Raw genomic sequence first — 23,371 nt, forward strand, 5'->3', positions numbered from 1 at the left:
TCTGTAGGTACAGTCAATATGGAAATACTCGATATAGAATGACTAAAAATATCAATCAGTCATAGCAATAATAAAAAGTGGCACGCAATCGAAGCAATTTTTGGATAGCCTGATATAGGGCTATGAGCGTTACTTACAGAGAGTGTTACGATGTTCTCTAAAGCACTGTTTATTATTATAATAGTTCATCAAATTATCGAGAATAGCATATATTTAGTCATCATCTTATTTTTATATATAGTGTCTAGCGTTCATAAATTTAATTGAAACTTAGACCGAGTATCTGTGCAATACTAAAGGCATATCGACTGATTTAAAGAAATAAGAGAGCATGTAGCCAGTCGCTGAATATCCGATGTATTCAGTGACTGACTATGGATGGAGTATCGTCTATAAATAATTTTAACGTTGTGGCCATACTGTTTGATTATATCCAGAGCTATATTCAATGACATATTAAACCCACTTGCCGATACCGATACTAAGCACTGATTACTAGGCATTGGTATAGCGACTTGCCTCAGGCATCCAGCGATGAATCAATTGACTGACATCTGCTTTTCGCGCAGGGTCTGCTATCAAATGCTTCGCTAACCGCTGAGCAATGGCAAATAATTGCTCATCACGGATTAGATCAGCCAAATAGTAGCCAACATTACCCGTTTGACGTTTGCCTAACAGCTCTCCTGGCCCACGTAGCTCTAAGTCTTTTTGAGCAATGACAAATCCATCAGTACTATCGCGTAGGACATTTAGCCGCTCTGTGCCAGTCTCTGATAGCGGTTTTTGATATAACAGTACACAGAAGCTTTTGGTCGAGCCACGTCCGACTCGCCCGCGCAGCTGATGCAATTGGGATAACCCTAAACGCTCCGCATTTTCGATAACCATCAATGACGCATTGGGCACATCAACCCCTACCTCGATGACAGTCGTCGCAATCAATAAGTCCAGATTACCTGCTTTGAACTCTTGCATGATGGCTTGCTTATCGGCAGACTTCATTTTGCCATGCACCAGTCCAATGCGAATATCTAGACGTTCGTTTAAGTCCTCATAAGTGGCTTCGGCTGCCTGCGCATCCAATACGCTAGATGCCTCTACCAGTGAGCATACCCAGTACGCTTGCCTGCCCGCTTCGCAATTAATCGCAATACGTTCTATAACCTCGTCGCGTCGATTGCGATCGATAGTTACCGTCGTAATTGGCGTGCGCCCCGGTGGCAACTCATCAATAATTGAGGTATCCATATCGCCATAAACGCTCATCGCTAAGGTTCTTGGAATCGGTGTTGCGGTCATGATTAGCTGGTGTGGGGTACTGTTAGCCACGCCTTTATTGGTCAATGCCATACGCTGCTCAACACCGAATCGATGCTGCTCATCAATGATAACCAAGCCTAATTTAGCGAACTGAACTTGCTCCTGAAACAGTGCATGAGTACCGACCACCACTTGTACGGTATTTTCCGCGACTGCTTCCAACGCTTCGCGGCGCTGTTTGGCCGTTTGCTTACCTGCGAGCCAACCGACACCAATGCCCAATGGCTCAAACCATTGCTTAAAATTCAGTAGATGCTGCTCTGCCAAAATCTCAGTCGGTGCCATTACCGCGACCTGCCAGCCACTATCGAGCGCATAACCCGCTGCTCCTGCTGCAACCAATGTCTTGCCAGCACCCACATCTCCCTGTACCAGTCTTAGCATCGGAATTGAGGTCGCCATATCCGCAGTGATGTCTTTCATCACTCTTTTTGCGCACCCGTTAGATCAAAAGGCAATGCAGAAAACAGCTTGTCAGCAAGAGGACTATTGATAGTGCATTTAGGCGCTTTATGTTGATGCAGCTGTTGGCGACGATATAGCAGACTGAGCTGATGCGCAGTCAACTCTTCAATAATCAAGCGCTGGCAGGCGGCATGCGTACGGGCACTGAGTTGAGTGAATAGTTTGTACTGCTGAGACGCACTGGTATAAGTAGGCGGCGTATGCAGCAGTACCAATGCTTCGAATATCGTTAAATTATAGACATTGTGCTGAGCAATACTGGCAGCGACGTTATGTATGTCATTATCTGCCTGATAGGTAGAAGGATTGGGTTTATATACGCTATTGCCAATCGCATTGCTAGTCACATTGTCAGGCACGCTGCGTGCTAACGTCGAAAAAATATCTTCGGTATAGTCGGCCTCTGACACCGCTGATTTAGATGGCTCAAAAGGCACTAATGGCAAATCGGATACAACTGCAAAATCTTCAGCCGTAAACAATGTCATGGGTAGACCTTGGCTCCGAACCGTTTGCAATGCCAGCTTAATTAAAGTACGCAGCTTGTTTTGATGTAAACCTTTGACAGTAGGATAAATAGGCTGCAATCCCGTATCAGTCATAACTGCATTGTCAGTGATAATTTGATATTCAGGATGATGTATCTGCTTGCCGTAACGGCTGACTTTGACTTCACCAAATAGCTGTAAGCGTGTTCCCAAATTCATGGTCTGTACCAGACCACGATAGACCTTAAAAACCGCAACGATATCGTACCCGTATCATCGTCCACCGTCACAGTCATCCCACTGCGCTTGGTATCGACATGGACGATGTGACCAGTAATTAGCGCTGATTGTCCATGCTCTACATCGGCGATTGATACCAGTCGACTACGATCTTCATAATCACGGGGCAAATGTAATAGCAAATCGAATATCCGCTTGATATTCAATTGCGCCAACTGCTCTGCGACTTTTACCCCCACACCTGCTAGCGCAGACACTGGCATATCTAGTGCTGACAACGGCATGTCAGATCTAAAGTGATCTAATGAGTTGGCTGAGGCATGACTCTCCGATATTGGCATTAAAGATCCTAACAATATTATTTTTAATTTTTGTATGCTAAATCGAGCATTTTTAGTAGGCTGCATATAATGGCTTATGCCATAAAATAGCGATAACAATAGTATGCATAAAGACATCGACTCATTTCATTATAGCTGACAATACAATTGCTTATGCTAGGCTATTTAGTAAAATAGCATCTATACAGTCCATCTACTATAGATAAACCGCTTCTTCTCATCATATCAATAACTGATGTCTTATTTTTTGAGTTCTGGCAATTTCGTAAGGTGTTTTTCTATGCTTATTTCTATTTTGCCTCGTCAGTTTCGTCACAATCTGATTCGTCATAATCTAAAAATACTGAGGTTGAGTTTAATACCTATTCTCGGTTTTTATATTAGTGCGTGTAGCACGTTGACATCTACTACTCCCAAAACTCCAGAGCCTGTTATTAAAGCCCCTACTGTCGCACTGGTGTTGGGTGGTGGCGGTGCAAAAGGGTTTGCCCATGTGGGCGTCATCAAAGCTCTAGAGGAAAACGGTATCAAACCAACATTGGTGGTCGGTACAAGTGTGGGGAGTTTGATTGGCAGCTTGTACGCCAGTGGTTACACGCCTGCCCAGCTTGAGCAATTGGCATTGACTACTACTGATAGCCAGCTCACAGACTTTACCTTGTCCAATCAAGGATTTATCGAAGGTATTAAGTTAAAAAACTTTATCAATAGCAAAGTGAATGCGCGTGCTATAGAGGATTTCCCTATTGCTTTTGCGGCAATCGCAGCAGAAAAACACACACTAAAGAAAACAGTCTTTACCACTGGCGACGCTGGGCTTGCCGTACAAGCATCCTGTAGCGTACCCAATATTTTTATTGCCCCACGCATTCCTGAAAAAGTCGGTAAAAAATATATCGATGGTGGTGTGGTCAGTTTAGTACCAGTGGATAGCGCCTATGACTTGGGTGCTGATATTGTCATTGCTGTAGATGTGACGGGAGCTCAAGGCAGTGATAGTACTAATAATCTAATACCGACTATGAACTCATTGAGTGACTTTTGGGGCTTTCTAGAAACCAATATTCTAGCTACCAACCTGACGGCTAAGCGCTCCGCATCAAGTCAGAGTGAGCGGAATCGAGCGGATATTGTTATTACTCCTAATATCGGTCGTAACAGTTCAATAGATACTAGGCAGCGACGCAGTCTAATACAAGCAGGCGCTCAAGCCACAACACCGCAAATCAATGCTATCAAACAACTTATCCAAGAGAAATCTAATAGCCAATATACCACGCTGTAGCTCAGTATTTTTACTTACTTATCAGCAAAATTATCAAACGTCCTGACATACAGTAAAAAAGCACCGCAGCTATAAACTGTGGTGCTTTTTTATTGATAGCTTTCAATACTAAATGGATAGTTTTTAGTGCTAATTATATCAATACTAGCTAAATTCTAATCCAAAAATTCAGAACTATTTAACGCGCGCACGATATTTTACAGCGACAGTATCATTTAGACCTACGCCTTCTAGGTCCCAACGTACCGCTTTATAGTATTTAAGCGCGACATCTTGTAGCTGATTATCTACTTTGGTACGTAGTGGCATACGAGCAAAGTTATTGCCATCTACACTGCCGTACGGAAATTCAGGAGCAACTGTCTTCAGCAGCTCTACCTGCTCTGGGATGCTCATCGTAACGGTCATTTTACGGACGCGATCTGCATTAGTATTGGTAAAGTATCCTTGATATTCCAATACATTGCCTGACTGCAAACGAGTATTGGTATCTACAGGGACAAGTACTTCTTGACCATTGGCATCAACGCTGACCAACGACGCTGTAATTCTGCTGTTAACGGCTTGAGCACTTGAGTTGCTGTTCTTGTTGGCATTTGTCTGAATAGCCATTGAGCTATCAACCGCTTGCTCTGGTGTTGGTAACATCGCTGAGGCTTGTGTGACTACCATTGCACCGATGAGCGTACCGGCAACAACGTGAAATAAGCGGTGGCCGCTCCAAGCACTGAACGGGCTAGCAAACTGGTTACTTTTTTTCATGATTTTCATTATCCCTGGTTGATATATCGGTAAAACACAGATGGTGCAACTTAAGTTATTTTTATAATTTGTTCAACAGATAAAAAGCATTGCGATATCTATAAAATATTGCTGTGAAATAGTTCATACAATCCATTAAAAACCTGAACTCACTTATCTAACCTGATTATCTTCGCTCAGCATCTGTAAAGCAATAGCACTTAGCATAACAAAAAGCATTTGTGCGTACATTAACCCAGTGTTGAGGTTGTGTATATCAGCGATTGGCAATCAGAATGCTTGAATACAGCTGAAATAAAAGATAGCTCATAACCGCGTTTTTTGCTATGGTAAATCTTTAGCGTTAGGCATTTTTTGCTGCGCCCCTTTTCTTATTCTAACGACTACTGCTCCCATTATGACTACTAGCTCCATGCCCCAGATCAACCCTGAATACGTCCATTGGTTCCGTAACTCTGCACCCTACATTAATACTCATCGCGGCAAAACTTTCGTGATTATGTTTGGTGGTGAAGCGGTCAATCATGCGAACTTCAGCACACTTATTCATGATTTTGCCTTGTTGCATAGCTTGGGCATCAAGCTAGTACTGGTACACGGGGCACGACCGCAAATCGAGAAGAACTTAAAAGACGCTAATATTGAATCGCCGCTACATCAAGACATCCGTATTACGCCACGTGCAGCGATGCCATCTATCTTACAAGCCGTTGGTGCTATTCGTTTACAGATTGAAGCTCAGCTATCAATGGGGCTGGCCAACTCTCCGATGTATGGTTCGCGTATCGATGCGATTTCAGGTAATTTCGTGACAGCGCGCCCATACGGTATCCGTGAAGGTATTGATTATCAAATGACGGGTGAAGTGCGTTCTATCGATGTGGAAGCCATCAAAAATAACCTACTTCATGACCATATCGTTGTACTAGGCTCGATGGGCTACTCTGCAACTGGCGAAGTATTTAACTTGTTGGCGGAAGATGTTGCCCTAAGCGCTGCCGTAGCACTGGGTGCTGACAAGCTTATATTCTTAGGTGAAGAAGCGGGTATCAACGACGATGATCGTTTATTACGTGAAATGATTCCAAACGAAGTTGATCGCTTCTTACGTGACCGTGATCTAAATTGCGAAATCAATTATTTCTTAAACTGTGCAAGCTTGGCCTGTCGTCAAGGCGTGCATCGCACGCATATTATCTCGTATGCCAAAAACGGTGCATTACTAGAAGAGCTATTCACACGTGATGGTTCTGGCACGCTTATTAGCCACGACCCTTATGAAGAAATTCGCCGTGCCAATATCGATGATGTGGTTGGTCTTATTGAGCTGTTGTCACCTCTAGAAGAGCAAGGCATCTTGGTCAGCCGCTCACGTGAGCGCTTGGAGCAAGAGATTGACAACTATAGTGTGATTGAGCGTGATGGTATGATTTTGGGCTGTGCAGCATTGCATACGCTAGATTCAGAGTCAGCGGAAGTTGCCTGTGTTGCCGTACGTCCTGAGTATCGTAGTGGTAGCCGCGGCGCAGATTTGTTAGCGTTTCTAGAACAGCAAGCGCGTAGCCATGGCTTGTACAAGTTATTTGTTTTGACCACTCGTACTGCCCATTGGTTCGTCGAGCAAGGCTTCGCTGAAGTTGAAGCCAGCGCTTTACCTGAAGCACGTTTAGAAAAATACCATAACGGCCGTAACTCTAAAGTCTTTCAAAAGAATCTATAATTTATCACCAACTTGATATCGGCTTTGTAAGATCGAGATCAGTCTGAGATAAAATATTAGTCGTAAAAAAGCCTTCATAATTATATGAAGGCTTTTTTAGGTTAAGTATTTAAATTAAACAATATCTGCTTTAGATACTTATTTTACTTTTAATAGCTCAACAGTAAAGATAAGGGTGCTGTTAGGCTCGATACCAGCGTTACCCGCTTCGCCATAAGCGATGTCTGATGGGATATAGAACTCGTATTTTCCGCCTTCTTTCATCAACTGTAGACCTTCAGTCCAGCCAGCGATTACTTGGTTTAGTGGGAACTCGATTGGCTCACCGCGCTCATAAGAGCTGTCAAATACTGTACCATCAAGCAATTTACCTTCGTAGTTTACTTCAACCACGTCAGTTGCCTTTGGCGATTTACCAGTACCTGCTTTGATGACTTTATACTGTAGACCAGACTCTGTTTGCTTCACACCTTCTTTTTTAGCGTTTTCTGCTAAGAATGCAGTACCAGCGGCTTTATTTTCTGTCGCTTTGGTTTCCATGTCTTTAACAAACTGCTCTTCTTGCTCTTTTTGATAGTCCATCAATACTTGTTGCATCTGCTCTTGGGTCAATGCTGATTCATTGCCTTCGTAGCCATCACGGAAGCCTTTTTCAAAAGTATTTAGGTCTAAATCTTTGACAGCGTCTTTGTTACCTTCTGCCATCATGAAACCTAAGCTATAACCTACTTTTTCACTAACTGTGCTTTGTTCAGTAATGGAAACGCTTTGAGCGGCTGTTTCTTGATTGCCATTGTTGGTGCTACAGCCTGTTACTAACAACATAGCGCTAGCAAGTGCACTAACGCCTAAAGTAGTGATTTTTTTCATAAAGTACTCTCTAATTGTAAGAATAGTGGCGAGATGTCACATTCCTCTATAATAACAAATCTTAGTTTTGGGAACTACGCTTTGCACGAAATTATCGGGTCAATGTATAGTCTATGTTAATATCTTCTATCATAATAACAAGTTATCACACAAATATAGTAACAGGTAAAGCTTTCTGTCTTTAAATCCATCAATACATCAGCTAAGCTGAATTAGTTAAGGAGATAAGTAACTGAGCATTAATTTTTATCAAAATAAGCAGATATCGATAGGGAAGTCACTGTAATATAAATAAGAGATACTGCTGATAACAGTTTATGCTCAAAAACGATAATATCTCTATATAACTGATTCTAAAAATACTATTTATGACAACCATCTGTATGTCTTGCTCACTAATCGCTGTATGAACATTGTTTTTGGCGAGTTATATAAGATGCTTCAAGGAGGATAAGATGAACCCAATGTACACATCTTTTAACGGCTATCTCGGTGGACCTATCGGCTCCATCATTGGTGCTATTTTGATATTCGTTATTGGTTGGCTAGTAGCCCTTGGTATCGCAGCACTGGTACGCGGCGTACTCTCTAAAGTTAATCTCAATCAGCGTATGAACTCTTCAACAGGTAAAACCTACGACCTTGAAGGTATCATCTCCAAGATTGTTTTCTGGTTTATTTTCATCATTGCTATCTCAGGCGCACTTAGCCAATTAAACTTAAACTCTATCTCAGCACCATTCGCAAATATGGTTAATCAAGTATTGGCATTTATCCCTAATCTTATCGGCGCTATCGCACTTGGTGTGATCGGTTGGGTCGTGGCTACTGTTGCACGCACAGCGATCAACGCAGCTCTTGCAAAAACCTCTATGGATGAGCGTTTAAGTGCACAAGCTGGTGTAAAACCAATGAGCAGCACGATTGCTGATATGGTTTACTGGTTCATCTTATTGGTTGTGTTGACCATGGTACTTGGTCAATTAGAGCTTGATGGTTTGTTTGCACCACTGACTAATATGGTCGACAAAATCTTTAGCTTTATCCCTAATATCTTGATTGCTGGTGTGGTCTTCGTCGTTGGTTATATCATTGCCAAAGTCGTACGCGGCATCGTAACCAACCTTGTTTCTACTTTTAATGTACAAGAATTGGCGTCAAAAGCAGGTTTAAGTGAGCAAAACAGCCTACCTAACATTGCAGGTTCATTAGCATTTTTAGTGGTTATCATTCCAACCATTATTGCTGCTCTAAACGCATTAAAAATCGAAGTAATTGCTCGCCCTGCGACCAATATGCTGAACAAAATCATGGAAGCATTGCCAAACATCTTTATGGCAGTCGCTATCCTAATAGTGACTTTCTATGTTGTACGTATGGTTGCCAACATCATCAAGGGTCTGATTGAGAACACTCAAATCAATCAATTACCTGCGAAAGTTGGTCTACAAGAAACCATGGGTGATAAGAAAATCTCTGACCTAGTTGGTTATGCGATTATCTTCTTCGCTATGCTATTTGCCGCTATTGCAGCTGCTGACTTGTTAGGTTTCGAGCCTATCTCAGCTATTATCACAATGTTTATCGCATTCGGTGCAAACATCATCCTAGGCGCAATTATCCTATTCATCGGATTCTGGCTTGCCAATATCATTGCAGGTGTGGTTGAACGTTCTGAGCAAGGTTCACAATTCCTAGCAAACATCGTACGCGTATTGATTATGGGCCTAGTATTAGCAATGGGTCTAAAAGCGATGGGTATTGCCGATTCGATCGTTAATCTAGCATTTGGTCTGACACTAGGCGCGGTAGCCGTTGCCTTTGCCTTATCATTTGGTCTTGGTGGTCAAGAAGCTGCAGCTCGCTTCCTACGTAAAATGCAGGATAAGATGGATCATGAACGCACTGAAGCGAAAGCAAAATCTGCGCTACAGCCAAGTTCATCAACTCAAGAAAAAGTTGCTGATTCAGTTCATGAAAACACACCATCTGCTGCTAGCACCCCTACCACTGATTTACGTACCGATGTAGTTGATACACCACGTGTTGATACTAATGACATTTACAACAGTGATGACGTACTTCCTGATAGCGGTCTCAATGACGACCTCAATAAATAAGTATTTTTTGATTGTTTAGTTTAGATACGAAAAAGACAGCCTAGGCTGTCTTTTTTATGTCAGTAAATATATTAATAAATTTGTCGTTCTTATTATTAAGAAACGGGTAGAAAGCTAACTACGTCTATCTACTACTTATCTTTTCGCGCTGGAATCGTCAAGCTCATCTGTACTTGAGGTAATTTTTCTTTTTGTGCCTTCGCAGGTTTACCATCTTCCACGCTACTAGCAGCTGGTGTATTTTGCTTATCTAATTCTTGTTGCTTTAGCTTCTGCATTTGCTTAGTAAGTTGGCGCTCCCTTTGAGTCATCGCATCAACTGGCTGAATCCACAAATCAATATCGAAAAAATTCTCATTATTCTCAGTGATAAAGTCGATACCAAGCACGACTACGTGATGTAGCTCAATAATTGGCAAACGTGTGGCAACGTCCTGTGCGATCTTTGCTAGCTTTGGTTGGACAGCGGCTTTGCTGTTAGGCCCTTTTGACTCCTGACCGTAAAACACCAGTACATAATGTCGTCCCAAACTTTCATAAGAATGTTGATGTACCACATAGCCATCTTTTTGCAGCGCTGCGCTTTGTTTAGGGTGTCTATATAGCGTACGAATAAGCTCGTGACGTGAAAACAAAGACTCATCTAGCAGTTGCTGTTGCCAGTGAGCGAGCGGTATTTCTGTCTGCTCTTCATTATTAGCTATGTGCTTTTTACCATACGTATCTATCATCTGCATACTTAGCTGAGACCATATCGTGGCCGCTTGTATCATATGTTGATGGTACATCTGAGCAGTTGAACTTTGGTTCTTGTAGGCAAGCGTAATGGCGACCAGTGCTGAGTTAGGTTCGTCTTGTACTTCATTTTTGATGAGCGCATTGTCGACTACAATGGCAGGAGCAAACAAATCTGAGCTTTGTAAGAAACGCTCAACCAAAGCGTCTTCCGACTCGAAACTTGGAATATGGTTTACGGCCGACTGCTGTAGCTGCTCCAGATGATAAGCTAAGAAACGCCATAATTCACATGGGGTGCGTACTGCTGCTGCTATCGAGTACCAATCATCCCAGCTAAAGACTTGCAGCTGCTGCATGCTTTCGCTCATGTCGACAACTAAATCTTCTAAAAAGTAACGAACACCAAAATTATGTTTAAGTCGCTGTATAGCACTGTTTGAAGGGTTTGCACTGTCACCGTTATCATCTTGATTGAGACTGCTACTTCCTCCGACAAGCTGAATATCAAAAATCATGGCTTCATAACCAGCTGAAGCATTGCCTTCATTTTGAGACGATAATGACTTGTACCACGTAAGTGCTGACTTTACCGCAGTCATACGTACAGCCTCAATATCAACTGACTCTGTATCATAGGGTAAATACAGTGTCAGCTCCAACAACTGTAGCTTGCCAAGTGGCAACTGATATTGATAGTGACGAGCGATATACTGAGCATTGTATTCATGCTCAATCGTATGCATGCCTGCTAAAGTCACTGCCATAGCGTCTGCTTGTAAATAACTGACTAGCTCGGTCGTCAGGTAGCCCCAGTCGGGCATAGTAGTAATCGAATGGGACACAAGTTCCAACCTTCTATTATCGTATGGTGAATATCGCACATGTCAGCTCGTAATAATAACAACATGATTGTCGCGTATTACAAATATCTGAATGATGCAAAATTATGCTACATAAGCACTATCAGAGACAGTCGCTTTCAAAGCGATCACTTGTTATGATGATATCAAAGCAGTATTGCTTGCGTGCAAGTTTATGGATGACAAACTGTACTTAGTTATATTTATCGAAACCGTAGTCATTGAAATTTTAATCATCGAATTTTTAATGACTATTATATAATAATAAGGATTAAACATTATGAAGCGTTTTAAAGAAAAGACCGTCGTTGTAACGGGTGCAGGCTCTGGTATTGGCCGTGCGACTGCCATTCGCTTTGCCGAGGAAGGCGCTAGTGTGGTTTTAGTAGGACGTACGGCAGCAACACTAGAAGAAACTGCCAAAGAGTTGCCGCAAGATCGTACCTGGATTCATACCGATAATTATCTCATTATTACATGCGATATCAGTGTCCAAAGCCAAGTACAAGAGATGGTTGAGCGCGCTATCGACAAATTTGGCAAAATTGATATCTTGGTCAATAATGCTGGTAAGGCAACCCAAGGTAAAATCACCGAATTGTCTGCTGATGATTGGCGCTCTGCTATCGATGTAAATCTAAACGGGACCTTCTACGTCTCTCAAGCGGCTATGCCTCATTTGATTGCATCAAAGGGTAATATCGTCAATATTTCATCGCTCTCGGGCGTAGGTGGTGACTGGAATATGGCTGCTTACAATGCTGCTAAAGCGGGTGTGACCAATTTGACCCGCACATTGGCATTAGATCATGGTTCAGATGGTGTTCGCGTCAATGCGGTCAATCCAAGTGTCACCAAAACCGATATGACTACGGCTATCCAAGATAATGAGTCTAAGACGGATAAGTTATTAGCTCGCTGTCCACTTGGACGTTTGGCAACCCCAGAGGATATCGCCGCTGCTATTACCTTTTAGCAAGCGATGATGCCTCTATGATTACTGGTGTCAATCTACCTGTCGACGGTGGTGTTAGCGCTTCTAACGGCCAACCACAGTTTTAGACTTTTGCACTGATAAGCATTCAAATATTACTCAAAAAAGCCCCTGATATCATCATATCAGGGGCTTGTTAAATATGAATTACTGGAACTTATTTGTAGACAGCTTTGAGTTTTCATACCTGTCATACAACCAGTTCTGTTAATTCACCTAATTGAATTAATATTTATATCATTTGGCTTATTCAGCTGCATTATTGATGTCTTGTAGTGGCTGCGACAAACGCGCAAGGTGTCTTGGTAGCACCCCTTTATACTGAGAATATATTTTTGGTAAATCCGCTTCAATATCACCTGTAGGATAAACTAGCGACATAAACCGTATTTCTTTAGTATTGTAATCCATCGCTACTGGCAAAATCGGTACACCAGCGCCCACTGCTAAATAATAAAAACCTGTCTTCCACGACTCAGTATATTGCCGTGTACCCTCTGGCGATAATCCCAAAAATAATGGTTCACCAATTTTGAACTTATCTATACTGGCTTGCAGCACAGAGCCTTTGTTACCACGATCGATAGGAATGACCCCTATCCAATTTAATAACTGTGCAAACACAGGCACTTTAAATAGCGTGTGCTTGCCCATAATGCTGATTTTAATGTCTAATGCAAACAGACTTGGAATCGCATAAATACCATCCACATTAGAAGTATGGGGTAGAGCAAGCACTACAGCTTGTGAGATATTTGGAATCTCGCCTACCGTACGCCAACCTGACGCCTTTAATAGCGCGGATGCAATAACAGGCGCAAACTTGTTGCCACGCTTTGGAACCTTGTCTCCCAAATGCTTTTTGCTAAGTTTTGGGAGTACTTTGGAACGCGCAGGTTTAGAAACAACAGACTTAGAACGGTTAAAAATCTTCGGTATCATGACAGCACAATATAATGAAAGGTACTGACATAATACCATTAAGCCTTTGTGGCTAGGCTAAATTTTGCGTGCTTTTATTATGTGATAGATCGTTTAGCCATAAAGATAAGTAATGGCCTGTTACGATACTCTGTACCCATATTTCTTTAGATTCCTTGCTAATCCTTAAGAAATATCGGCCAAATCACCTTTACTCTCAAGCCATGATTTGCGATCAGAGGCACGCTTTTTAGCCAGTAGCATATCCATCACACTATTGGTCAGTACCATGTCATCCATATCTAACTGTACTAAGCGGCGTGTATCACGGCTCATCGTCGTCTCACGTAGTTGCTCAGCGCTCATTTCACCAAGTCCTTTAAAACGTGTAATCTGGGCTTTTTTATTACCCGGCACATTGGCTAAAATATGTGCAAGCTCCGGCTCATCCAGTGCATAGTGAACCTCTTTACCCACATCTACTCGGTACAATGGCGGCATGGCCACAAATAAATGACCCGCATCCACTAGCGCAGGGAAATGCTTCACAAACAAAGCGCAGATCAATGTCGCAATATGTAGTCCATCAGAGTCAGCATCCGCTAAAATACATATCTTGTCGTAACGCAGCTCGGATAAATCATCAGAGGCAGGATCCACACCGATAGCAATGGCAATATCATGAATCTCTTGGCTTGATAACACCGTATCTGATGATACTTCCCATGTATTTAAGATTTTGCCGCGCAGAGGTAATATAGCCTGATAATGACGATCTCTGGCCTGCTTAGCACTACCACCCGCAGAGTCACCCTCTACTAAGAACAGCTCAGCGCCATCACGCAAATCACCACGGCAGTCTGCCAATTTACCAGGCAATGCGGGTCCCTGAGTAATTTTCTTACGAGCAACTTTTTGGCAGATTTCAGACGACGACCTGCTTTATTAATCGCCAGTTCAGCGATTTGCGTGCCCATGTCCGCATGTTGGTTTAACCAGAGGCTAAAGGCATCTTTTGCCAATGTCTGTACAGCGCCTGCAGCTTCACGGCTAGATAAACGTTCTTTGGTCTGTCCAGAAAACTGCGGCTCAGAGAACTTCAGAGACAGGATATAGTTCACCCCATCCCAGACGTCTTCCGCGGTTAGTTTCACACTACGTGGTAGCAAATTATGGATGTCACAGAACTCACGCAGCGCTTCTAAGATACCCGTGCGCAGACCATTGACGTGTGTACCGCCTTGAGCTGTGGGAATCAGGTTTACATAGCTTTCTTGAATCGGCGTACCACCATCAGGCAACCAAGACAAGGCAAAGGTAATAGCCGCTCGTTCGCCCGCTTTTGCATCGTAATTATAATAAAACGGTGCTTCAGGTATTGTTTCCAAACCATCTAGTTGTTCGCTTAGATACTCGACTACCCCATCCGTAAACTGCCAAACGACCTTTTCATCATTGATATCGTCAGTGAATTCAATCGTCAGTCCAGCAGCCAAAACAGCCTTTGCTTTTAAATTATGCTTGAGCTGTTTTACATTGAATTTGGGCGTATCAAAGAAACTACCATCTGCCCAAAAGTGTACTCTAGTGCCACGTTTACGCTTATTTGAGCTAACTGCTTCCGTTAATGGCGTAACTGGTGCACCATTTTCAAATGCCATGTCGAACTGTGTGCTATCACGCCATACCGTAACCTCAACGCGGGTTGATAGCGCATTGACGACAGAGATACCCACTCCATGTAGACCACCTGACACTTCATAATTAGAGGTCGAGAACTTTCCACCTGCATGCAAGCGAGTTAATATCAGCTCAATACCAGATTGACCAAACTCAGGGTGAATATCAGTTGGCATACCGCGCCCGTCATCTTCGACAGACAACGATCCATCACTATGCAATTGCACCTTAATGGTTTTCGCATAACCAGCCAACGCTTCATCTACTGAGTTATCAATAACCTCTTGCGCCAAATGATTCGGGCGCGTGGTGTCGGTATACATACCCGGACGACGACGGACTGGCTCAAGACCTTCTAAAACTTCTAACGATTGCGCATTATATTGACTCACAAATGCATCCTTAACTGTTCGCGTGCGTTTAATTCTATTAAACCATTATAACGAAAAATAGCGACGTTAACGTCAATACTCCATCGCTTACGTCATATAATGTCGTCTATTTAAGGCTGTACTAAACTCTGTAAGATATTCATCACCATGGGCAACTGCTTATCAAAGTCACTGAACCGATGATCGCCACCCTCTTGCACCGTTACCGATGCGCCCTTACCTTGATAAAAAGCTTTAGACAATTCAGAATTTAACAGCTCGTCGCCCTCTTTTAGCAGTACAGCAACTTTATCAGGATAATTTACTGATAAAAGCTGATTATCTGCAAACCACTGTAAATCTGCAGGCGTAATACTCCAGCCGCCCGCTGTTGTATGCAAGACTTTGCTAGTAGATGACTCATTTAAGTTATCTTGACTTGATACTGGTTTATTAGAGAAACGCTGTAAGGTGATATGGGGCTGGACACTAGGGTTAAGCAATAAAACTGGGCAACCTATCTGATTGCTTATCAAAGTAGAAAAATACCCACCTAGCGAACTACCGATTAATACTGTATTTGACAACTCAGTCTGCTTATCTGCTGATTTTCTATCTTCACTATTGTTTAGCGCTTTAATTAAAGACAGTAATTGCTCACACACTTGCGCAGGGGTTTTATTTAAATCAGGACGCAGCACATTAATATCAGGATGATGTCGCTGGCAATATTTTTTAACAACACCCCTTTGGTCGAATTAGCATCACTGTCCAATCCATGGATATAAATCAAGTTCACGTATCATCTCACTTATTAATTTTGTTATGATTATCTTATAAAGGCTATCAAAGCTAAGCATAGCACCCGCTAGACGGAAATAATAACAATAAAATGGCACACTATTAGTCAGTATTTGCGACATAATAATGTTGTACAGTGATTTTATGCAGGTCAAAGGAATGACGGTAGTCATTATGGAGGAGTCATGAATCAACAGTTTGAGCTGTTCGAGATTGCCAATCCATGTATTGGTCTTTGTCAAAGCAATAAAAAGGGTTATTGCTTTGGTTGCCTGCGTAGTCGAACTGAGCGCCAGCTATGGCATGACATGACGACAGAGCAGCAACGCGAGGTGCTACGGCTTATCGCAGGACGTAAGCTACGTATAGAACAAATGAAACAGCGTAAAGATGAACAGTTAGGATTTGATTTTGAAGAGATACCTGAGATAGGTGAGTTGTTTTGAGAAATAATTAATCAGGCCAGACATGCCAACAGTATCCTCAAAATGCGTTAAATTTCGCCAAAATATATGCCCAATAACCTAAGAGTAAAGTCAGTAGTCCCCACGGTATGGCGAAACACCAATAATATAAATCGCTAGTAGTAAATACGTAAAAATAAACAGCCATTCCAACACTGATTACAAGTGAAGCTGCATATCCAATCAACAAGGTAAAGAGAACATTATTTTCAACTTTGGTTAAGCTTGGGCTATTTTCTGCACATATATAGAAAAGAAACCCGAAGGCGAAAGCCCCGCCAATAGTAATATGCAAAAATGATATTAGAACTAGCAACCAAATTGACACGCATACTTCCTTATTAGTCTAATATCCATTTCAAAAGATTGTCGGAAATTTTGTATTTCTTAGGGTCGGTACTAAAATTCAATGCTTTAACGCTCTGTAACTCAATAAAATTAGAAGGAAGCTTTTCGAACACTTCATCCAAGGTATCATTGAACACTTTTAATTCAAAATTCGTTTTCATACCTTCTTGCCAATTATTCCAAGTCTTCTTACTAACTCGGTTAGACATGCGTAGATAGATTTGTTCGTTGCATAAGTCCATATAATTATATATTTCATTATGAACAGCATTAGCTTCAGATAAAGGAACTTCATCACCAATTAATACTTTATAAGGTATACGCTGGATTATATCTCGATATTCTTTGTTGATTGAATCTTCGAAAATTACTCTCTGTTGTATATTACTTCGCCTTATTTGGTAAGCAGCAACACCTACACCAAAGACAATGGCATACGGAACTAAAGTATTCAGGACTTCGATAATAAAAGTTATCAAGTTGATAATAATGAACTCCTAGAAATATGAAGAACAAAGTTAATAAAAAATATAACTAAGCAAATTATAAGTAAAACTGTCCGTTATCATAATGATTTATTATTTAAAGGCTAGCAAACTATAAATCTAACAATACGATAGAAAAGTGCCGTCAACTATTCTTTGATTTGTATGAATAAAGCATGTGAAAGATAATATCTTCAAAGATATACTCCTAAACATAAGGGAAAATATTACGCACAAAGAAAAACCCCCGACAAGCTAATGTCGGGGGATATTTCAGAATAGAGAGCTGACGATGACCTACTCTCACATGGGCGAACCACACTACCATTGGCGCTACGATGTTTCACTTCTGAGTTCGGGAAGGGATCAGGTGGGGCCATCGCGCTATTGTCGTCAGCAAAGGGGTTAGATATGAGTCTGTTGTTGTTATTGTTGACTTCAAGTTTAAGCTTGTTGTCGATCAACTTGTAACCTAACTGAATCAAGGTTAAAGGTGATATCGAAATATTCTTTCTTATTCTATAGCCTGAGCTATACAAGATAGATTAATTAGACTTGCATACAAACCACTTGGGTGTTGTATGGTCAAGCCAAACGAGCAATTAGTACAGGTTAGCTACACACATCGCTGCGCTTCCACACCCTGCCTATCAACGTCCTAGTCTTGAACGGCTCTTTAGGGAAATCTAATCTTGAGGTGGGCTTCCCGCTTAGATGCTTTCAGCGGTTATCCCATCCGAACGTAGCTACCGGGCAATGCCACTGGCGTGACAACCCGAACACCAGAGGTTCGTCCACTCTGGTCCTCTCGTACTAGGAGCAGATCCTCTCAAATTTCCAACGCCCACGGTAGATAGGGACCGAACTGTCTCACGACGTTCTAAACCCAGCTCGCGTACCTCTTTAAATGGCGAACAGCCATACCCTTAGGACCTGCTTCAGCCCTAGGATGAGATGAGCCGACATCGAGGTGCCAAACACCGCCGTCGATATGAACTCTTGGGCGGTATCAGCCTGTTATCCCCAGAGTACCTTTTATCCGTTGAGCGATGGCCCTTCCATACAGAACCACCGGATCACTAAGACCTACTTTCGTACCTGCTCGACTTGTGGGTCTCGCAGTTAAGCGCGCTTTTGCCTTTATACTCTACGACCGATTTCCGACCGGTCTGAGCGCACCTTCGTACTCCTCCGTTACTCTTTAGGAGGAGACCGCCCCAGTCAAACTACCCACCATACATTGTCCTCGGTATTGTTATACCTGAGTTAGAACCCCAACATGACCAGGGTGGTATTTCAAGATTGGCTCCACCGAGACTAGCGTCTCGGCTTCAAAGCCTCCCACCTATCCTGCACAAGTCAGGTCAAAGTTCAATGTAAAGCTGTAGTAAAGGTTCACGGGGTCTTTCCGTCTAGCCGCGGGTACACAGCATCTTCACTGCGATTTCGATTTCACTGAGTCTCTGCTGGAGACAGCGCTGCCATCATTATGTCATTCGTGCAGGTCGGAACTTACCCGACAAGGAATTTCGCTACCTTAGGACCGTTATAGTTACGGCCGCCGTTTACTGGGGCTTCGATCAAGAGCTTCGCTTACGCTAACCCCATCAATTAACCTTCCAGCACCGGGCAGACATCACACCCTATACGTCCACTTTCGTGTTTGCAGAGTGCTGTGTTTTTAATAAACAGTTGCAGCAGCCTGGTATCTGCGACTGCCAGCAGCTCAAGGAGCAAGTCCTATCACCACCAACAGCGTACCTTCTCCCGAAGTTACGGTACCATTTTGCCTAGTTCCTTCAGCAGAGTTCTCTCAAGCGCCTTGGTATTCTCTACCTGATCACCTGTGTCGGTTTAGGGTACGATTCGTTTATAACTATTGCTTAGAAGCTTTTCCTGGAAGCATGGTATTTGCCACTTCGCTGTACAAGTACAGCTTGCTATCAGATCTCGGTATAGAATAGCCCGGATTTACCTAAGCTATAAACCTACATCCTTTCACCTGGACAACCAACGCCAGGCTGACATAACCTTCTCCGTCCCTCCATCGCATTATAAACAAGTATCGGAATATTAACCGATTTCCCATCGACTACGCCTTTCGGCCTCGCCTTAGGGGTCGACTCACCCAGCCCCGATTAACGTTGGACTGGAACCCTTGATCTTCCGGCGTGCGAGCTTTTCACTCGCATTATCGTTACTCACGTCAGCATTCGCTCTTGTGATACCTCCAGCATGCTTTACAACACACCTTCACAGGCTTACACAACGCTCCCCTACCACTTGAAAACAAATTCAAATCCGCAGCTTCGGCTCCTAGTTTGAGCCCCGTTACATCTTCCGCGCGGGCCGACTCGACTAGTGAGCTATTACGCTTTCTTTAAAGGATGGCTGCTTCTAAGCCAACCTCCTAGCTGTCTATGCCTTCCCACCTCGTTTCCCACTTAACTAGGAATTTGGGGCCTTAGCTGGCGGTCTGGGTTGTTTCCCTCTCCACGATGGACGTTAGCACCCACCGTGTGTCTCCCGGATATCACTCATCGGTATTCGGAGTTTGCATCGGTTTGGTAAGTCGGTATGACCCCCTAGCCGAAACAGTGCTCTACCCCCAATGGTGTTCGTCCGAGGCGCTACCTAAATAGCTTTCGGGGAGAACCAGCTATCACCGAGTTTGATTAGCCTTTCACCCCTATCCACAAGTCATCCCCTGGCTTTTCAACGACAGTGGGTTCGGTCCTCCGGTGCCTGTTACGGCACTTTCAACCTGCTCATGGATAGATCACTCGGTTTCGGGTCTATACCCTGCAACTAAACGCCCTATTAAGACTCGGTTTCCCTACGGCTCCCCTAAACGGTTAACCTTGCTACAGAATATAAGTCGCTGACCCATTATACAAAAGGTACGCGGTCACCCAACAAGTGGGCTCCCACTGCTTGTACGCACACGGTTTCAGGTTCTATTTCACTCCCCTCACAGGGGTTCTTTTCGCCTTTCCCTCACGGTACTGGTTCACTATCGGTCAGTCAGGAGTATTTAGCCTTGGAGGATGGTCCCCCATCTTCAAACAGGATTTCTCGTGCCCCGCTCTACTTAATATGTTAACTCTAATGTTTCGAATACAGGACTATCACCTACTACGGTCAGCTTTCCCACGCTGTTCTTCTACATTAGAATTAATCGGCTTCTCCCCGTTCGCTCGCCGCTACTAGGGGAATCTCAATTGATGTCTATTCCTAAGGGTACTGAGATGTTTCACTTCCCTCGTTCGCTTCCTAATAAATTAGGATACCTACCTTATGGTAAGTGGGTTTCCCCATTCAGAAATCTCCGGATCACAGGATATTGCCGCCTCCCCGAAGCTTATCGCAGGCTGTCACGTCTTTCATCGCCTCTGACTGCCAAGGCATCCACCATGTGCGCTTCATTACTTGACCATACAACCCCAAGTAGTCTTTCGACTTCTAAGTGTCATACAATCTAATTATGATAACGATATCACCTATGTTTATACGCTTGATTCAGTTCTCTTTACTTTTTTAATAACTCACCCCTGGGATAACAACTGATGTCGTTAAGAGGTGAGTTATTAAGGTTAAAGTGCGCGTGAACACGCTCTTCCTAACCCAGACTCATATCTATGTTTTTAAATAGTCTCTATGCTCTCGTCGAGTCACAGATTCTGTATAAAACAGAAAGAAGTAATCAGTTAAAATCACTTGTTTCTATTTAATACCTATTTATTTATTAGCATCTAAAGCTTACTTAACCGTCTTAGTAGTGGTGGAGCCAAACGGAGTCGAACCGTTGACCTCCTGCGTGCAAGGCAGGCGCTCTACCAACTGAGCTATGGCCCCATTGTAAAATGGTGGGTCTAGGTGGACTTGAACCACCGACCCCCGCGTTATCAACACGGTGCTCTAACCAGCTGAGCTACAGACCCTAATACGTTTGTTAAAAACGTAAGCTTAAACTAAAGAACAACTTGTTGTGAATTCTTGCTGACCGAATGCGTCTATAAGGAGGTGATCCAGCCGCAGGTTCCCCTACGGCTACCTTGTTACGACTTCACCCCAGTCATCAACCACACCGTGGTGAACGCCTCCCCGAAGGTTAAGCTATCCACTTCTGGTGCAATCAACTCCCATGGTGTGACGGGCGGTGTGTACAAGGCCCGGGAACGTATTCACCGCGGCATTCTGATCCGCGATTACTAGCGATTCCTACTTCATGGAGTCGAGTTGCAGACTCCAATCTGGACTACGATAGGCTTTTTGAGATTCGCATCACATCGCTGTGTAGCTGCCCTCTGTACCTACCATTGTAGCACGTGTGTAGCCCTGGTCGTAAGGGCCATGATGACTTGACGTCGTCCCCGCCTTCCTCCAGTTTGTCACTGGCAGTATCCTTAGAGTTCCCGGCTTAACCCGCTGGTAACTAAGGACAAGGGTTGCGCTCGTTGCGGGACTTAACCCAACATCTCACGACACGAGCTGACGACAGCCATGCAGCACCTGTATTCTAATTCCCGAAGGCACTCCCGCATCTCTGCAGGATTCTAGATATGTCAAGACCAGGTAAGGTTCTTCGCGTTGCATCGAATTAAACCACATGCTCCACCGCTTGTGCGGGCCCCCGTCAATTCATTTGAGTTTTAACCTTGCGGCCGTACTCCCCAGGCGGTCTACTTATTGCGTTAGCTGCGTCACTAAGTCCTCAAGGGACCCAACGACTAGTAGACATCGTTTACGGCGTGGACTACCAGGGTATCTAATCCTGTTTGCTACCCACGCTTTCGAGCCTCAGTGTCAGTATGATGCCAGGAAGCTGCCTTCGCCATCGGTATTCCTTCAGATCTCTACGCATTTCACCGCTACACCTGAAATTCTACTTCCCTCTCACCTACTCTAGCCTAACAGTTTCAGATGCAGTTCCCAGGTTAAGCCCGGGGATTTCACATCTGACTTATCAAGCCACCTACGCTCGCTTTACGCCCAGTAATTCCGATTAACGCTTGCACCCTCTGTATTACCGCGGCTGCTGGCACAGAGTTAGCCGGTGCTTATTCTGCAGCTAATGTCATCGTCTCCGGGTATTAACCGAAGAGTCTTCTTCACTGCTTAAAGTGCTTTACAACCAAAAGGCCTTCTTCACACACGCGGCATGGCTGGATCAGGGTTTCCCCATTGTCCAATATTCCCCACTGCTGCCTCCCGTAGGAGTCCGGGCCGTGTCTCAGTCCCGGTGTGGCTGATCATCCTCTCAGACCAGCTACAGATCGTCGCCATGGTAGGCCTTTACCCCACCATCTAGCTAATCCGACTTAGGCTCATCTAATAGCGAGAGCAGTAAACTGCCCCCTTTCTCCCGTAGGTCGTATGCGGTATTAATACGAGTTTCCCCGTGCTATCCCCCACTACTAGGTAGATTCCTAAGTATTACTCACCCGTCCGCCGCTCGACGCCTGGTAGCAAGCTACCATCGTTTCCGCTCGACTTGCATGTGTTAAGCCTGCCGCCAGCGTTCAATCTGAGCCATGATCAAACTCTTCAGTTTAATCTTGCTATGAAGCTCTTTAAAGAAGCTTCTAAACTTGGCTCATCTAATCTGGCAAAATCGCTAAAAATTATGTTCGTAATGAATTAACTTTGAGTTTTTCTGCTGTCTTAAATGATAATTTTTATAGTTAATAATCTTCCCGAAAAGAAAAGATAGTCAACTTTATTTTTTAGCATTCTGAATCAGCAAAAATCCACACAAGTTGTTCTTTAGTTATGCTTTTAAATAATGTCTAACACTGTCGTCCAGTGCTAGTATTTCAAACTAAATAAGTTAGCCAATGTGGTTTATCCTATTTAGCGAGCTGACCATCATATCATGATTTAATAGTCTGTCAACTTCTTTTTTTAATTTGTTTCAACAAGTTAACTGGGTTATCAATGTGTAATCTACACACTAGCTACTTCCAGCTCGTCTTGATGAGGTGCGTATTATAGACGCTATATTTATTTAGTCAAGAAGTATTTTCTATTTAATTCAAACAATCTACATCGTCCAAATTAGTAAACCACTTCCCTTTCGACTGGGTGGCATTATA

The 23,371-nt window shown here is 43.4% G+C and carries 10 protein-coding genes, 2 tRNA genes, 3 rRNA genes and 3 pseudogenes; 5 read left to right on the top strand and 13 right to left on the bottom strand.

Translation table 11 applies throughout. The annotated features are described in order from the left end of the window. Positions 1 to 495: 495 nt before the first annotated feature. A pseudogene (gene recG / locus ACOBWA_RS14670) lies at positions 496 to 2,857 on the bottom strand (ATP-dependent DNA helicase RecG). A 280-nt stretch (positions 2,858 to 3,137) separates the two neighbouring features. On the opposite strand from recG, the gene ACOBWA_RS14675 reads away from it, so the two are divergent. Beyond that, on the top strand, positions 3,138 to 4,142 hold the full coding sequence (locus tag ACOBWA_RS14675) for a patatin-like phospholipase family protein (protein ID WP_420229773.1): 1,005 nt from the start codon (positions 3,138 to 3,140) through the stop codon (positions 4,140 to 4,142). 174 nt (positions 4,143 to 4,316) lie between these two features. Here the strand turns inward: ACOBWA_RS14675 and ACOBWA_RS14680 are convergent, their stop codons facing one another. Continuing rightward, positions 4,317 to 4,904 carry a hypothetical protein gene (locus ACOBWA_RS14680; RefSeq protein ID WP_179799601.1) on the bottom strand — a complete coding sequence of 196 codons (588 nt, stop codon included), beginning with the start codon at positions 4,902 to 4,904 and terminating at the stop codon, positions 4,317 to 4,319. Positions 4,905 to 5,301: 397 nt separating this feature from the next. On the opposite strand from ACOBWA_RS14680, the gene argA reads away from it, so the two are divergent. After that, entirely contained in the window at positions 5,302 to 6,624 is a 1,323-nt protein-coding gene (gene argA / locus ACOBWA_RS14685; RefSeq protein WP_057762129.1) for an amino-acid N-acetyltransferase, read from the top strand. A 138-nt stretch (positions 6,625 to 6,762) separates the two neighbouring features. Here argA and ACOBWA_RS14690 read toward each other — a convergent pair whose 3' ends face one another. After that, positions 6,763 to 7,494 carry an FKBP-type peptidyl-prolyl cis-trans isomerase gene (locus ACOBWA_RS14690; RefSeq protein ID WP_420229774.1) on the bottom strand — a complete coding sequence of 244 codons (732 nt, stop codon included), beginning with the start codon at positions 7,492 to 7,494 and terminating at the stop codon, positions 6,763 to 6,765. Positions 7,495 to 7,949: 455 nt separating this feature from the next. On the opposite strand from ACOBWA_RS14690, the gene ACOBWA_RS14695 reads away from it, so the two are divergent. Beyond that, positions 7,950 to 9,614 carry a mechanosensitive ion channel gene (locus ACOBWA_RS14695; RefSeq protein ID WP_420229775.1) on the top strand — a complete coding sequence of 555 codons (1,665 nt, stop codon included), beginning with the start codon at positions 7,950 to 7,952 and terminating at the stop codon, positions 9,612 to 9,614. 131 nt (positions 9,615 to 9,745) lie between these two features. On the opposite strand, the gene ACOBWA_RS14700 is transcribed toward ACOBWA_RS14695, so the two are convergent. Continuing rightward, a complete protein-coding gene (locus ACOBWA_RS14700) occupies positions 9,746 to 11,194 on the bottom strand; it encodes a hypothetical protein (RefSeq protein ID WP_420229776.1) in 1,449 nt (482 codons plus the stop codon). A gap of 298 nt (positions 11,195 to 11,492) precedes the next feature. Between ACOBWA_RS14700 and ACOBWA_RS14705 the strand changes: the two genes are divergently transcribed. Further along, a complete protein-coding gene (locus ACOBWA_RS14705) occupies positions 11,493 to 12,188 on the top strand; it encodes an SDR family NAD(P)-dependent oxidoreductase (RefSeq protein ID WP_420229777.1) in 696 nt (231 codons plus the stop codon). 264 nt (positions 12,189 to 12,452) lie between these two features. On the opposite strand, the gene ACOBWA_RS14710 is transcribed toward ACOBWA_RS14705, so the two are convergent. The 3 genes and pseudogenes from ACOBWA_RS14710 to ACOBWA_RS14720 form a co-directional block, all read right to left on the bottom strand. Beyond that, entirely contained in the window at positions 12,453 to 13,148 is a 696-nt protein-coding gene (locus tag ACOBWA_RS14710; protein ID WP_420229778.1) for a lysophospholipid acyltransferase family protein, read from the bottom strand. Positions 13,149 to 13,313: 165 nt separating this feature from the next. Continuing rightward, positions 13,314 to 15,199 (bottom strand): annotated as a pseudogene (gene parE, locus ACOBWA_RS14715) (DNA topoisomerase IV subunit B). 110 nt (positions 15,200 to 15,309) lie between these two features. Continuing rightward, positions 15,310 to 15,977, bottom strand: a pseudogene (locus ACOBWA_RS14720) (YqiA/YcfP family alpha/beta fold hydrolase). A gap of 187 nt (positions 15,978 to 16,164) precedes the next feature. On the opposite strand from ACOBWA_RS14720, the gene ACOBWA_RS14725 reads away from it, so the two are divergent. Continuing rightward, a complete protein-coding gene (locus ACOBWA_RS14725) occupies positions 16,165 to 16,425 on the top strand; it encodes a DUF1289 domain-containing protein (RefSeq protein ID WP_057762147.1) in 261 nt (86 codons plus the stop codon). Positions 16,426 to 16,784: 359 nt separating this feature from the next. Here ACOBWA_RS14725 and ACOBWA_RS14730 read toward each other — a convergent pair whose 3' ends face one another. The 6 genes from ACOBWA_RS14730 to ACOBWA_RS14755 all read right to left on the bottom strand — a co-directional run bounded on the left by ACOBWA_RS14730 (position 16,785) and on the right by ACOBWA_RS14755 (position 22,830). Further along, positions 16,785 to 17,270 carry a hypothetical protein gene (locus tag ACOBWA_RS14730; RefSeq protein ID WP_420229779.1) on the bottom strand — a complete coding sequence of 162 codons (486 nt, stop codon included), beginning with the start codon at positions 17,268 to 17,270 and terminating at the stop codon, positions 16,785 to 16,787. Between the two features lie 290 nt (positions 17,271 to 17,560). Continuing rightward, positions 17,561 to 17,674, bottom strand: a 5S ribosomal RNA gene (gene rrf / locus ACOBWA_RS14735). Positions 17,675 to 17,857: 183 nt separating this feature from the next. Then, positions 17,858 to 20,711, bottom strand: a 23S ribosomal RNA gene (locus tag ACOBWA_RS14740). Between the two features lie 344 nt (positions 20,712 to 21,055). Next, positions 21,056 to 21,131 (bottom strand) — tRNA-Ala (locus tag ACOBWA_RS14745). A gap of 9 nt (positions 21,132 to 21,140) precedes the next feature. Further along, a tRNA-Ile gene (locus tag ACOBWA_RS14750) sits at positions 21,141 to 21,217 on the bottom strand. A 75-nt stretch (positions 21,218 to 21,292) separates the two neighbouring features. Further along, positions 21,293 to 22,830: ribosomal RNA gene (locus tag ACOBWA_RS14755) — 16S ribosomal RNA — on the bottom strand. Together the 16S, 23S and 5S rRNA genes with 2 tRNA genes alongside form the textbook arrangement of a ribosomal RNA operon. Positions 22,831 to 23,371: the final 541 nt, after the last annotated feature.

Source organism: Psychrobacter sp. ER1 (genome assembly GCF_048631835.1).
In the GTDB taxonomy this organism is placed as follows: Bacteria; Pseudomonadota; Gammaproteobacteria; order Pseudomonadales; family Moraxellaceae; genus Psychrobacter.

Coding starts and splice junctions, on each gene's coding strand:
- ACOBWA_RS14725 (WP_057762147.1), top strand. CDS start 16,165: ATGAATCAACAGTTTGAGCTGTTCGAGATTGCCAATCCATGTATTGGT.
- ACOBWA_RS14675 (WP_420229773.1), top strand. CDS start 3,138: ATGCTTATTTCTATTTTGCCTCGTCAGTTTCGTCACAATCTGATTCGT.
- argA (WP_057762129.1), top strand. CDS start 5,302: ATGACTACTAGCTCCATGCCCCAGATCAACCCTGAATACGTCCATTGG.
- ACOBWA_RS14695 (WP_420229775.1), top strand. CDS start 7,950: ATGAACCCAATGTACACATCTTTTAACGGCTATCTCGGTGGACCTATC.
- ACOBWA_RS14680 (WP_179799601.1), bottom strand. CDS start 4,904: ATGAAAAAAAGTAACCAGTTTGCTAGCCCGTTCAGTGCTTGGAGCGGC.
- ACOBWA_RS14690 (WP_420229774.1), bottom strand. CDS start 7,494: ATGAAAAAAATCACTACTTTAGGCGTTAGTGCACTTGCTAGCGCTATG.
- ACOBWA_RS14710 (WP_420229778.1), bottom strand. CDS start 13,148: ATGATACCGAAGATTTTTAACCGTTCTAAGTCTGTTGTTTCTAAACCT.
- ACOBWA_RS14705 (WP_420229777.1), top strand. CDS start 11,493: ATGAAGCGTTTTAAAGAAAAGACCGTCGTTGTAACGGGTGCAGGCTCT.